We start from the raw sequence: 13,069 nt of genomic DNA, 5'->3' as shown, positions 1-13,069 counted from the left end.
AAGGCAGCCCTGCCCTGCTTATTCGATAACCTTGGTGGCGCGCTTCACAACGCTTTCCGGGAACGTCACACCAACCTTTTCCGCAACGGTCTTGTTGATAACGAGATCGGTACCAACAGCAACAGTTGCAGCGATATCACCGGGCTTTTCACCTTTGAGGATACGCACAACAACAGCACCGGTTTGTTTGCCAACGTCGAAATAGTTGAAGCCGAGTGCCGCAACTGCACCACGTGCAACGGAATCTGTATCAGCAGCAAACAGTGGAATTTTTGCTTCAGCGGCAACACCAGCAGCAGCTTCGAAGGCCGATACAATTGTGTTGTCGGTAGGAACGTAGATCACGTCAGCCTTGCCAACCAGCGCGCGGGCAGCGCCCTGCACTTCAGCAGACTTGGTTGCGACGGATTCAACGACCTTTAAACCAGCCTTTTCAGCTTCAGCCTTAAGCAGCTCCAGCGTGGAAACCGAGTTGGCTTCTGCGGAGTTGTAGATGTAGCCGACAGTCTTGGCCTCAGGAGAGATTTCTTTGATCAGCGCCAGATGTTCGTTGACCGGAAGCGCATCGGAAAGGCCTGTGACGTTACGACCTGGCTTTTCCATTTCCTTGATTAGCTGCGCGCCAACCGGATCGGAAACGGCAGTGAAAACAACTGGAATATCGCGGGTGGCGGCAACAACAGCCTGTGCGGATGGTGTGGAGATCGGAACGATGACGTTTGGCGCGTCGCCTACGAACTGGCGGGCGATCTGTGCGGCAGTTGCCGGGTTACCCTGCGCGGACTCATAGACAAATTTGAGGTTTTCGCCCTCCTTGTAACCAGCCTCGGCCAGAGCTTCCTTGACGCCATCACGGGCTGCATCGAGAGCAGGATGCTCAACAATTGCAGTAACGGCGACGGTAACGGTTTCAGCCTTGGCAGGCAGGACGAGTGCGGTTGCTGCCGCAAGTGCCAGAATGAGTGAACGCATGGATGATCCTCCGAGTTTTTTGTTTCGGATATCTTCTTAGGAAAGCGGTGATTTGAAATCAATCAAAGAACGGCCAGAAAAGGCTTATTCCTATGGCTATATTGACTTCACGACGGCCACACTGAGGGTCAGGCACGCCGCCTGAAGAAATAAGAGACAGCGTACTAGACGATCAATCATCTGCACCGTGGTTGGCAATCATCATGGCTTCAAACGCCAGACGCTCGGTCTTGCGCATGCGCTCAGACTCCGATTTCAACTGGCCACAGGCTGCGAGAATATCACGACCGCGTGGTGTACGGATTGGCGATGCATAACCTGCCTGATTGATGAAATCGGCAAATTTCTCGATCTGCGCCCAATCCGAACACTGGTAGTTGGTGCCCGGCCACGGGTTGAACGGAATGAGGTTGATCTTGGCTGGAACGCCCTTGAGAAGTTGCACCAACATCTTGGCATCTTCCAAACTGTCGTTGACGTCCTTCAGCATCACATATTCGAAAGTGATGCGGCGCGCATTGGAAAGGCCGGGATATTTGCGACAGGCCTCGATCAATTCTTTCAGCGGATACTTCTTGTTGATCGGCACCAGCATGTCGCGCAGTTCGTCGCGTACCGCATGAAGCGAGATCGCCAACATCACGCCAATTTCATCACCAGTGCGGAAAATCTCCGGCACAACGCCTGAAGTCGACAACGTAACACGACGCTTGGAAAGCGACAGGCCGTCTCCATCGGTCGCGATCAGCAGTGCGGTCTTCACATGTTCGAAATTATACAGGGGCTCGCCCATGCCCATCATTACGATGTTGGACACCTTGCGACCTTCGCTTGGCACATAGGCGCCAACCGGCGTCGAGCCATCTGGGAAGTCACCAAGCCGGTCACGCGCCAATAACAATTGCGAGAGAATTTCTTCCGCCGTCAGGTTACGAACCAGACGCTGCGTCCCGGTGTGACAGAACGAACAAGTCAGCGAGCAGCCAACCTGGCTGGAAATGCACAGCGTGCCACGTCCCTCTTCGGGAATATAAACGGTTTCGATCTCGACCGGACGGCCTGCACCGCGTGGCGGAAAACGCATCAGCCACTTGCGCGTGCCATCATTGGAAATCTGCTCTTCAACGATTTCTGGGCGGGCGATGGTGAATTTGGCCTTCAGCGTCTCACGCAGATCCTTGGCAACATTGGTCATGTTGTCAAAATCAGAGACACCGCGCACATAAAGCCAGTTCCACAACTGGCTGACGCGCATCTTGACCTGCTTTTGCGGCACGCCGGCATCGACCAGCGCTTCGGCCATGTCTTCACGGGTAAGCCCGATCAGGCTGGGCTTGCCAGACATCAGATCGTTATTGGCAACAATCGGCTTCTTAATAGCCAGGCCAGCGGTTTCCATTACGGACATCGCAATATCCCATCATCGAATACAGCATCGAAAGCGGCCGCTTCAAAAGGCCGGAACATCGTCTGCATGTCATGAAAATCAGCGGCAGGCAGCAAAAATGCGCCCGCTTGCGGTTTGTTGCCGCGCCTTTAGCATTATTCCAGCCTCAACGCAAATGGCCGGTCAATGACCGGCCATTCAAAAACATACACTGCAAAAGGCTTACTTGCAGGTTTCGATCTGCTTAAGGGCAGCAGAAATACCCGATAGTGAGTAGGAGTAGGACGTTGCAGTTCCGCGGCCAGATGTAGCCTTCACGGTCATGCTCTTGCCACCCTTCATCGCGGCAACCAGTGCTGGCTCTTCGGCTGCATTTTCAACCCAAGCAGCCTTGTCCTTTGTGAACATGACGAAGTTCTTGTTGTCGATCGTTACATTGACCTTGGAACCTTCGCGCAACGCATAACCAACCATGGCCTGCGGTTCATAGGAGATGTTCTGGCCCGGACGCTGCGATACGATGAAGAAGATATCACCGTGGTCTACATTTGCTGGCTCTTTTGTTGTCGGAATGGACAACACATAACACACGGTACTGTTACCGGATTTGTACGAATAAGCACCCCATGCGTTAAACTGCTGGATGCGCGTGGGCGACTGTGCATAGGCCAAGCTCGCGCCTGTCATCAGGATTGCCACTGCGGTTGCTACACTTCTTACAAACATTGATTTCCTGCCGGGTTTACTGTCACCAAATGCCCGGAACGGCTCTGCCGGGCGCATGAAGTTATTCTCATTTTTAGTTTGGCTTAACATGGGTTACCAAACCGTCAACAAGAACGATAAAATAACGAAAATGTATCGCCCTGTTACAATTCCGCGACGTTGAGGCACCTGCGTCTTCGCAGTGATGCAACACGTTTTTACGCGCCGTATTAACGCATGTCTCTGTCCCAAAACCGGTTCCCACTTTTGGGAGACATGCGTGAGCCATAAGGGGAAATTTGGTGTCGGATGCTGTCTCTGCCTACAGCATTGACACAAAGTTTAAGGCGAGAATTTGTTCTTTTCCCGCGCAGCAAGGCAGCGAGCAAGTTAAGTTCTCATTCTTCTTCCTGACGCTCCAGCATGGCATCGGCAGCATCATAATGTTCCATTTTGATATTGGCGCGGATCATCGCCAGCGCCGCTGTCAAAACAGCAATATCGTCAGTAAATCCAATCACCGCAAACATGTCCGGTATCACGTCGATCGGCATGATGAAATATCCGAGCGCTGCAAGGAGAATACCCTTGGCACGCATCGGCGTCGTCGGGTCCATCGCACAGTAATAAGCGGCCGCGGCATCACGGGCAAAAGGCACGCGTTTCATGGCACGACGCATCTTCGGCCAGAACTTCGACCGAACCTCTTTCTCGCGTTTCTCCTGGGTATCAGGATCGCCCGGCAACAAGATTTCACCGATCTTGATATCGTCCATTGTCTCAGCAACCTCCGTCTACCAGCCAATATGGTGGTTTTTCAGCGCTGTTCAATTGCCTCGTCCCGCTGCTGCCTTATTGATGCAGGCAGCAAGCTGGAAATCCCTTTCGCTGACACCCTGTGAATCATGGGTCGTCAACACCACCTCTACCCGGGAATAGACATTGCGCAATTCGGGGTGATGGTTGAGCTTTTCAGCCGACAGGGCGATCTGCGCCATAAAGCCAAATGCTTCCGAGAAGTTCGCGAACTTGAATGTTCTTGTTATTGCCAGACCATCTGGACGCATCACCCAGCCACCGCCCAGTTTTTTTAGTTCCTGCTCAATTGCAGCCGTCTCCAGCCTGTCGTAGTTCATTGCGTAGACCTCCCAAATTGAAGTTGCTCAGTTTATGGATCACAGCATGAAACCAGTCTCGATACTGTTCGTCTGCATGGGCAATATATGCCGTTCGCCACTGGCTGAAGGCATTTTCACACACATAACTGAAACAGCGCAACAGCAAGAGCGGTTCCATGTGGATTCCGCCGGCACCGGTGGCTGGCACGCTGGAAACGCGCCCGATCCACGTTCTGTAGCGATTGCGGCCCAGCACGGCATTGATATTTGCGGCCAGCGTGCACGGCAGATAAAAAGGGATGACTTTGAGCACTTCGATCTCATCCTGTGTATGGATGACGACAATCTCAGCCACGTTCTGCAATCCTGTCCGCAAAGCTTGCGGCACAGGGTGCATCTGTTCAGCCAATATGTTGTTGGCACCAATGATAACGTGCCGGACCCCTATTATGGCGGCGAAGACGGTTTTCTGAGCGTCTACAACATGCTCTTTGCCGGCTGCAGGTCCCTGCTGGAGAAGATCGACGCAGACGGTGATGTTTCGTAGAGCGGGAAGGCTTCCTCAACGATGTAAGGACCGCCGCCGACCGATTCCTTTGACGACATCAGCACGAAGCGCCCCACCGTGAAGTCAGCCGTTCTGAAATCGCCCCGCCCCGACAGATAATGCACCACATCGTCCAGCCGGGAATTGCGCAACCGTGCCAACGTCACATGTGGCATGAACTTGCGTGGATCAGGCGGAAGACCAATCCGCTGGCAGATGCGTTCAATTTCCCCCTGAAGCGCACTCATCTCGGGCGAGGGTGAAACACCGGCCCATAGTGAATGTGGCTTCTTTGAACCAAAGGAGCCTATACCGCTCAGATTGAGCTGAAATTCCGGCCGATTTATCCGGTCGAGACGATCAACCACCTCATCGGCAGTACGTCCGTCTATATCGCCGATAAAGCGCAGGGTTATGTGATAATTCTCCACATCAATCCACCGGGCACCCGGCAGACCACCACGCAACAAAGAAAGGCTTAACGCCGCGTTGCGTGGAATTTCGAGAGCGGTAAATAGTCTCGGCATGGCGAGCTCCCCGAATCTCTTGCAGATATCAGCAGCGAATCATGCAATGCCTTCGCACGCAAGCGCTTATTTTTATTGCCCACCAATTGTCTTGATGAACCCTTCCACCACAGGCAGGGCGTTTTTGACCATCACGTCCACACCCTCCGTATTGGGATGCATGCCGTCCTCCAGTTTCAGGGATGCATCCAGCACCACGCCTTCAAGGAAAAACGGATACAGGATCAGCTCGTATTTATCGGCCAGACGCTTGTAGATCGGGTTGAACCGCGCGGCATAGTCGTCACCCATGTTGGGTGGCGCCATGATACCGACCAGCAGAACCGGAATGTTGCGTTTCTTGAAACCTGAGATGATGGCGTCAAGGTTTTTTTCGGTCTCGTCCGGCGAGATACCCCGCAATGCGTCATTGGCACCAAGTTCGACAATCACGCCGTCAGTTCCATCTGGAACCGACCATTCGGCACGCGCCAGACCGCCAGCGCTGGTATCGCCGGAAACACCGGCATTGGTTACGGTGACGTTGACACCCTTGGCCTTCAAAGCCTCTTCCAGTTTAGCAGTAAAGCTATCGGTCGGTGGCAGTTGATAACCGGCCATCAGGCTGTCACCCAGCCCGACCAATTGCAAGGTCCGGTCCTGCGCATTCGCGCCAGAGGCGAAAATCGAGACCGCACAAATGACGATGAAGTGAAACGCGGCGGCTTTAAATCCCATCATACCTCTCCTAAGTTGTTTCAGAACATCGCGAAAAATCGCCTTATCTCCTGTTATATAGGAACCTATTCTGTGACGAAAACCATTATAGAGCTGAACAAGGCTGACCTGACACTTGGAAACGCCGCTGCTTCCGTTCACGTCCTGAAAAAAATTGACCTTAAAATTGGTGAAGGTGAGGCGGTCGGCATCGTTGGTCCATCCGGCTCCGGCAAATCGACATTGCTGATGGTGCTGGCAGGTCTCGAAAGGCTCGATAGCGGCGAAATTCACATTGCTGACAAGGCGCTGCACAATCTGAACGAGGACGCGCTCGCCGATTTTCGCGGTAAGAATATCGGTATCGTCTTCCAGTCATTTCACCTGATCGCCAACATGACGGCGCTTGAAAATGTGGCTGTGCCGCTGGAACTCGCCAATGTGAAAAACGCGTTTGATATTGCTCGAAAGGAATTGCAGGCAGTTGGTCTGGGTGAGCGTCTCTCCCATTATCCCGGCCAGCTTTCCGGCGGTGAACAGCAGCGTGTGGCAATTGCCCGTGCACTTGCACCGTCACCAGCAGTGCTGATTGCCGATGAGCCGACAGGTAATCTGGACACCGAAACCGGGCGACAAATTGCCGACCTGCTGTTTTCCAAACAGGCTGAGCGTCGCATGACGATGATCCTTGTGACCCATGATCCCGCTCTGGCAGCCCGCTGCTCACGCCAGATCAGGGTACGGTCCGGCGAGATTGTCGAAGATTCGGCCAGCACAACCGAGATCAAGGAGGCAGCATCCGCATGATGCCGTCTTCCTTTCAGATCCGCACCGCATTTCGTTTGGCCAGACGCGAAATTCGCGGCGGCTTTCGCGGTTTTTATATTTTTCTCGCCTGTATAGCGCTCGGAACAGCCACCATTGCCGCCGTCAATTCGGTGTCGCAGGCCGTCACCAGCTCTATCGCGTCCGAAGGCCAAGCTATTCTCGCAGGCGATGTGCGTTTCGAACTGCGCAACCGCGAAGCAACCCCTGAAGAACGCAGTTATCTTGAAGGGCTGGGTGACATTGCCGTGTCGACCGGTCTTCGGTCCATGGCACGCGCGCCTTCAGGCTCCGAGCAGACACTGGCGGAAGTAAAGGCCGTTGATGGCGCCTACCCGCTCTATGGTGCCTTTGAAGCTGAACCGAACCGTCCGCTGGATGAGCTGCTCGCCAAGGATCAGGACAGCTACGGAGCGTTGGCCGCACCGCTTTTGTTTGAACGACTGGGCGTGAAACCCGGCGATGAGATATTGCTCGGTTCCGCCCGGTTGAAGCTCACTGGCTCAATCGTCAACGAACCCGATGCGCTTTCGGATGGCTTCGGTTTTGCGCCACGTCTTTTGGTCAGTCGTGATGCACTGGTAGCGTCCGGGCTGATCCAGACAGGTAGCCTCGTTGAACATGCCTACAAAATCAGGCTCACGGATCCGCTCAAACGCGCATCGATCACCGCTGACACCAACAAGGCCTATCCCGATGCTGGCTGGTCGATCCGCACCAGTGACCGCGCCGCACCGTCCCTGACTGAAAATGTCAATCGTTTCTCGCAGTTCCTGACACTTGTCGGACTGACCGCTCTTATCGTTGGCGGTGTTGGAGTTGCAAATGCGGTGCGGGCATTTCTGGATGCCAAACGCACCACCATTGCATCATTCAAATGCCTGGGTGCACCGGCCATCATCGTGACAATGACCTATCTGTTCCAGATATTGTTCATCGCGCTGATTGGCATCCTGATCGGACTTGTGGTCGGCGCTATCGTACCGCTGATTGCCATGCAATTCCTGGCAGGTGTGTTGCCGGTGCCGAAAGAAATCACCCTTTATCCATCGGCCCTTCTGATCGCGACGGTTTTTGGTCTGATCACAACGCTGGCCTTTACTATCCTGCCGCTTGGCCAGGCGAAAGAGGTTCCCGCCACTGCACTGTTCCGTGAACAGGGTTTCGATGAAGGCCGCTGGCCGTCATGGCCCTATCTGCTGGCGACCGGACTTTTGCTGGCTTTGTTGGCAGGGCTTGCCATATTGACCGCCGAAGACCGTTTCATCGCATCGGTCTTTCTCGCCGCTGTCGCTTTTGCCTTTGTTGTGTTGCGCGTGGTTGCCAGCCTGGTACGGCTGATTGCCCGCAAAAGCCCGCACGTCAACTCGACTGCGATGCGACTTGCGATCGGCAACATCCATCGCCCAGGCGCATTGACACCTTCGGTGGTTCTGTCACTTGGCCTTGGTCTGACTTTGCTGGTTACCCTGTCGCTGATTGATGGCAATCTGCGTCGCGAACTGACGTCTACCCTGCCGGAACGTGCACCGAATTTCTTCTTCGTGGATATTCAGGGCAGCGAACTGGAAGGTTTCCGCAACGTCGTCAAACAGAATGCACCCAATGGCACCATTACCGAAGTGCCAATGTTGCGCGGTCGCATTCTTGCGCTGAACGGCCAGGACGTGACCAAGATTGACGTTCCACCATCCGGTCGCTGGGTGCTGCGTGGAGATCGTGGCATAACCTACGCTGGCGACATGCCCGAAAATACCAAGCTCACAGAGGGCAGCTGGTGGGCCGCCGATTATACTGGCGAACCGCTGGTTTCCTTTGCGGCAGAAGAGGCCGGTGAACTCGGCCTGAAGATTGGCGACAGTGTCACCGTCAACGTGCTCGGCCGCAGCATTACCGCGAAGATTGCCAACCTGCGCAATGTCGAGTGGGAATCGCTGTCGATCAATTTCGTGATGGTCTTTTCACCCAACACCTTCCGTGGTGCTCCGCATGCCTGGCTGGCAACTCTTGCCGATCCGGAAGCAACCCCTGCCGATGAAGGCCAGATCCTGCGTGCTGTCACCAATGCCTACCCGACCATTACAAGCGTCCGGGTAAAGGACGCACTGGAAGTTGTCGACAGGCTGGTCGGCCAACTGGCCACCGCCATCCGTGCGGCTGCCGCCGTAGCCTTGATCGCATCTGTTTTGGTACTGGCAGGCGCGCTGGCGGCCGGAAACCGTGCTCGCACGCATGACGCAGTCATTCTGAAAACCCTTGGCGCAACACGCATCACGCTCATCAAAGCGTTTTCCTATGAGTATATGATCCTCGGCCTGGCAACAGCGGTCTTTGCGCTGGCAGCTGGCGGTGTGTCCGCATGGTTCGTGATTGCCCGCATCATGAAACTGCCATCGGCATTTCTCACCGATGTGGCGGTGGGAACCGTTGTTGTGGCGCTGGTCATGACAGTGGGTATCGGGCTGCTCGGCACTTGGCGCATCCTTGGTCAAAAGGCAGCGCCGGTCCTGCGGCAAATTGGAGAATAAGTGGCAAAACGACCCATGCGCGTGATGGAGCAGCAAGCGCTTAATGCGCTACAGCAAAGGCCATTACCGCATCGGTTGCGCTCACCCGTTCTGGGACCATAACTTTAACGATTAATTCTTGGTAATCTTCGATAAATTGATCGCGATTTTCCCGTATTTGGTGTTTTTGGATACAAAAGGTCTTGTATCAAACACATTCTCCCATCATATTTTGGACAGGCTTGCTGAAGCTCCGCAGCGGCGCCTGGGATTTATCCCGACACCGTGAATAATTCCGGAGCTTGAAAGAGGAACAAATGGCTGATTTCAACAATTACCAAAACCGAATGGCGCAGACCCGCGGCCAGACGGATGCGATGATCGATGAAGGTCTGCGTAGCTACATGGTCAAGGTTTATAACCTTATGGCTGTGGGCCTCGCGATCACCGGTATCGCTGCTTACTTCACATTCTCAATGGCAACGACAACAGATCCATCAGCTGCTGTTGCACAGCTTGGCAACGGGACAATGTTGACGGCTCTTGGCGCGGCCCTTTACGGTTCGCCACTGCGTTGGGTTGTGATGCTTGCTCCGCTCGGCATGGTGTTCTTCCTCAGCTTCCGCGTTCATAAAATGAGCGTCGCCGCTGCGCAGACCACCTTCTGGGTTTATGCTGCAATGATGGGTCTGTCCCTGTCGTCGATCTTCGTGGTCTACACTGGCCAGAGCATTGTTCAGACGTTCTTCGTCACCGCCGCTTCGTTCGGCGCACTTTCGCTGTACGGTTACACCACGAAAAAGAACCTGTCCGGTATGGGCTCGTTCCTCATCATGGGTCTGTTCGGTCTGATCATCGCGTCGATCGTCAACATCTTCCTGCAGTCTTCTGCTATGGGCTTTGCCATCTCGGCCATCGGTGTTCTGATCTTTGCTGGTTTGACCGCCTATGACACCCAGAAGATCAAGGAAATGTATTTCGATGGTGACGACGTTGCCGTTGCTGGTCGCAAGGCCATCATGGGTGCGCTGACACTCTATCTCGACTTCATCAACCTCTTCACCTTCCTGTTGCAGTTCCTCGGTAACCGCAACGACTAAGAGGGGTGGAAACCCACATGAAGAAGGCGGCTTTCGAGCCGCCTTTTTTGTTGCCTCAGATTTACAGCACGCAGGAACAGCGAGTGCCGACGCTCAGCGTAGCAGCGCTCTCGCAACGACAATCCAGCAAAAATGGTGGATCAGGAATCCGGATAGCAAAAGCGACGGACAAAGCCGGCCGCTAAGGCATAATCGAGGTTGGCAATCGGTTATTCGACCAGCTTCAGGGTCTTGTCGAAAACCTTCAACACCTGCCGCAACTCATGGCCACGCTTCAAGATCGTGCCATTGACGTTGATGACGCTGTAAGCGCCCTGTTTCGCCGCAAGCTTTGGGTTCTTTTCAATCCGGTAAAGCGGCATCTCACCTGATCGTTTGAAAACTGAAAACACCGCTCGGTCTTTCAAGTGGTCGATGGCATAATCACGCCATTCGCCCTCGCCCACCATGCGGCCATAAATCCACAAAATGGCGTCGAGTTCCCGGCGGTGAAAGGTCACCGGCAAGGGATCCTTGTTTCTTTGATATTCACGAAGATCAACGACGGTCGAACCGTCTCGCGTCGAATTACCGCCCTGCGACAAATCCGGCTGATCGGTCATGCGCGCCTCGCTGCAAATCATAACAGGTTGGTGACAGTGTTGCCCCAGCCTGAGAAAATTGCAAGTAAAACGACGCAAAAGCGCGTGTTACGACGTGAAACAGTGAAATTAGAATCGCCGCATTTCGGTCAAATCACTGCCTAAATTGGGTGTCAGTGTGAAGCCTGTCAATTGATGTCTAGGCACCAAATGACCCGGTTCGGTGCATTGACCCTTTACCCCCAGCCCCCAATGCCCGGACCGGATAAGACTATTTGGCCTCATTCATCAGAATGCTCGCGCCGATAATCGCTGAGGGATCACCCGTTTCATTGGCAGTTTGCAGCAGCACGGCACAGCCGCCCTTCTTGGCTTTTCCAAGAACGCTGGCAGGCAGATTGACCTTCATTGCCTCGCCGTTCCACATCCCCACTGTCTGCACGTCATAAACACTGTGCCAGTAGGAAATCTTGCGGCCCTTGTTTTCTCCGCGCGTCACATCAACCATTTGCTGCTGGTTGAAATAGGCTACGACGATATCCGCTTTGCCTTGGCCGGCACCAATATTGATCTCGATCTCGTCGTTGACCAAGCTGGACTGAACAGGGACAACCAGTCCCTTGCCGCTCGAGGCAAATTCCTCAAGTTTGCTGTAAATCGCCTTGCTATCGGCACCCTTTGCATGGTCGCGACCGTTCAGAACGGCTTGTGGCGTATAAACGCCGTTACGGCCAAGCGCGCGGGCATAACCATACTGACGTTCGGTATTTTCCTTGGAGCTAAGGGAATCATTCCAGCCGAGATAGTTCCAGTAATCGACGTGGAATGACAGGCCGATGACGTCACCCTTCTCGATCATCTTCTGCAACGCCGCATCAGCTGGCGGACAGGAAGCGCAACCCTGCGAGGTAAACAGTTCTACCACACCCTTCGGCTGGTCTGGCGATGTTTGTGCAAGAACAGGACTGGCGGTTGCGACACTGATAAGAAGAAGGGGGAAACCATATTTCAGAAGCATTGCGATTTTGGGCCTTTCATCCGCACGAACGTCCGGATGTTCATCTGCTATAAAACCTATCGGGCGTTGCTGGAAAATAAGCGCGAAACACGTTCAAAGGGAAGTCACGAAGGGGTGAGGGTCGATCACATTTCATGCTTGTCAAAATTTGTAAGTGAGCGAACCACATTTGACAATTGTCCCCAACGCACAAAACGCCGGGATTTCTCCCGGCGTTTCTTGTTGCCCTGAGTATTATCAGGCAGCCAGATCGCGAAGAACGGTCTGGAGAATACCGCCATTGTCCATGTAAGTGACTTCATCCAGCGTATCGATGCGGCAAAGCAGAGGAATTTCCTTCACCGTGCCGTCGCCGTAAGTGATCTTGGCGATCTTCGTTTCACGTGGCTTGATCTCGCCTTCGAGACCATCGATCTCGACGATTTCATCACCCTTGAGGCCAAGGCTTGCCCATGTGGTGCCTTCCTGGAAGGTGAATGGAACAACGCCCATGCCAACCAGATTGGAGCGGTGAATACGCTCGAACGACTGCGCAATCACAGCCTTCACACCAAGAAGGTTGGTACCCTTAGCGGCCCAGTCACGGGATGAACCGTTGCCGTATTCGACGCCTGCAAAGATAACCAGCGGAACGCCTTCATCCTTGTACATCATGGCCGCATCGTAAATCGACATCTCTTCCTTGGACGGATAGTGAATGGTGTAACCACCTTCCTTGCCGTTCGGTCCGAGCATGTGGTTGCGAATGCGGATGTTGGCAAACGTGCCGCGCATCATCACTTCATGGTTGCCACGACGCGTACCATACTGGTTGAAGTCGGCAACACCGACGCCATTTTCAGTCAGATAAGCGCCGGCTGGCGAAGCAGCCTTGATCGAACCGGCCGGAGAAATATGGTCGGTGGTGATCTTGTCGCCGAATAAGCCGAGAACGCGAGCACCCTTGATGTTTTTGACGCCCGTGCCCTTTTTCCCCATGCCAACGAAATATGGCGGGTTCTGAACATAGGTGGACTTGTCGTCCCAGGCATAGGTTTGACCTTCAGGAACCTGAACCGACTGCCAGTTTTCGTCACCCTTGAACAC

At 54.0% G+C, this 13,069-nt stretch carries 14 protein-coding genes and 1 pseudogene; 5 read left to right on the top strand and 10 right to left on the bottom strand.

Features of this window, described 5'->3' with window-relative positions:
* Positions 1-18: 18 nt before the first annotated feature.
* The 5 genes from M2418_RS23810 to M2418_RS23790 all read right to left on the bottom strand — a co-directional run bounded on the left by M2418_RS23810 (position 19) and on the right by M2418_RS23790 (position 4,200).
* Complete coding sequence (locus M2418_RS23810; protein WP_250984263.1) at positions 19-972, bottom strand: ABC transporter substrate-binding protein; 954 nt, start codon at positions 970-972, stop codon at positions 19-21.
* A 172-nt stretch (positions 973-1,144) separates the two neighbouring features.
* Positions 1,145-2,380: a 23S rRNA (adenine(2503)-C(2))-methyltransferase RlmN gene (rlmN, locus tag M2418_RS23805; protein ID WP_192490441.1), complete on the bottom strand. Its 1,236-nt coding sequence runs from the start codon at positions 2,378-2,380 to the stop codon at positions 1,145-1,147.
* A gap of 201 nt (positions 2,381-2,581) precedes the next feature.
* A complete protein-coding gene (locus M2418_RS23800; RefSeq protein ID WP_192490442.1) occupies positions 2,582-3,085 on the bottom strand; it encodes an invasion associated locus B family protein in 504 nt (167 codons plus the stop codon).
* Between the two features lie 377 nt (positions 3,086-3,462).
* Positions 3,463-3,840: a YkvA family protein gene (locus M2418_RS23795; protein WP_259149526.1), complete on the bottom strand. Its 378-nt coding sequence runs from the start codon at positions 3,838-3,840 to the stop codon at positions 3,463-3,465.
* Between the two features lie 51 nt (positions 3,841-3,891).
* Positions 3,892-4,200: a 4a-hydroxytetrahydrobiopterin dehydratase gene (locus M2418_RS23790; RefSeq protein WP_250984261.1), complete on the bottom strand. Its 309-nt coding sequence runs from the start codon at positions 4,198-4,200 to the stop codon at positions 3,892-3,894.
* Positions 4,201-4,246: 46 nt separating this feature from the next.
* On the opposite strand from M2418_RS23790, the gene M2418_RS23785 reads away from it, so the two are divergent.
* Positions 4,247-4,729, top strand: coding sequence for a low molecular weight protein-tyrosine-phosphatase (locus tag M2418_RS23785; protein ID WP_259149522.1), 483 nt, complete (start codon positions 4,247-4,249; stop codon positions 4,727-4,729).
* Here M2418_RS23785 and thpR read toward each other — a convergent pair.
* Complete coding sequence (gene thpR / locus M2418_RS23780; protein WP_250984259.1) at positions 4,660-5,256, bottom strand: RNA 2',3'-cyclic phosphodiesterase; 597 nt, start codon at positions 5,254-5,256, stop codon at positions 4,660-4,662. The genes M2418_RS23785 and thpR overlap by 70 nt on opposite strands.
* 72 nt (positions 5,257-5,328) lie before the next feature.
* Positions 5,329-5,973 carry an arylesterase gene (locus M2418_RS23775; protein ID WP_259149617.1) on the bottom strand — a complete coding sequence of 215 codons (645 nt, stop codon included), beginning with the start codon at positions 5,971-5,973 and terminating at the stop codon, positions 5,329-5,331.
* A 72-nt stretch (positions 5,974-6,045) separates the two neighbouring features.
* On the opposite strand from M2418_RS23775, the gene M2418_RS23770 reads away from it, so the two are divergent.
* The 4 genes from M2418_RS23770 to M2418_RS23755 all read left to right on the top strand — a co-directional run bounded on the left by M2418_RS23770 (position 6,046) and on the right by M2418_RS23755 (position 10,569).
* The gene (locus M2418_RS23770; RefSeq protein ID WP_192490448.1) at positions 6,046-6,759 is read left to right on the top strand and encodes an ABC transporter ATP-binding protein; all 714 of its coding nucleotides are present in this window, start codon (positions 6,046-6,048) and stop codon (positions 6,757-6,759) included.
* Positions 6,756-9,305 carry an ABC transporter permease gene (locus tag M2418_RS23765; protein ID WP_259149521.1) on the top strand — a complete coding sequence of 850 codons (2,550 nt, stop codon included), beginning with the start codon at positions 6,756-6,758 and terminating at the stop codon, positions 9,303-9,305. Before M2418_RS23770 ends, M2418_RS23765 begins: the two co-directional genes overlap by 4 nt.
* Before the next feature lie 296 nt (positions 9,306-9,601).
* Positions 9,602-10,384: a Bax inhibitor-1/YccA family protein gene (locus M2418_RS23760; protein WP_250984256.1), complete on the top strand. Its 783-nt coding sequence runs from the start codon at positions 9,602-9,604 to the stop codon at positions 10,382-10,384.
* A gap of 17 nt (positions 10,385-10,401) precedes the next feature.
* Positions 10,402-10,569 (top strand): hypothetical protein, encoded by a 168-nt coding sequence (locus M2418_RS23755; protein WP_259149520.1) that lies wholly within the window; start codon positions 10,402-10,404, stop codon positions 10,567-10,569.
* Between the two features lie 24 nt (positions 10,570-10,593).
* Here M2418_RS23755 and M2418_RS23750 read toward each other — a convergent pair whose 3' ends face one another.
* The 3 genes and pseudogenes from M2418_RS23750 to M2418_RS23740 all read right to left on the bottom strand — a co-directional run.
* A complete protein-coding gene (locus M2418_RS23750) occupies positions 10,594-10,986 on the bottom strand; it encodes a DUF2794 domain-containing protein (RefSeq protein ID WP_192490451.1) in 393 nt (130 codons plus the stop codon).
* 250 nt (positions 10,987-11,236) lie between these two features.
* Positions 11,237-11,983, bottom strand: a complete 747-nt coding sequence (locus tag M2418_RS23745; RefSeq protein ID WP_250984255.1) for a thioredoxin family protein — start codon at positions 11,981-11,983, stop codon at positions 11,237-11,239.
* Positions 11,984-12,220: 237 nt separating this feature from the next.
* A pseudogene (locus M2418_RS23740) lies at positions 12,221-13,069 on the bottom strand (aconitate hydratase); the annotation flags it as partial.

This window comes from Rhizobium sp. BIGb0125 (assembly GCF_024810055.1).
Taxonomy (GTDB): Bacteria; Pseudomonadota; Alphaproteobacteria; order Rhizobiales; family Rhizobiaceae; genus Agrobacterium.
Note: the sequence above shows the minus strand (reverse complement) of the source record. Positions and strands in the feature narration are given on the sequence as shown.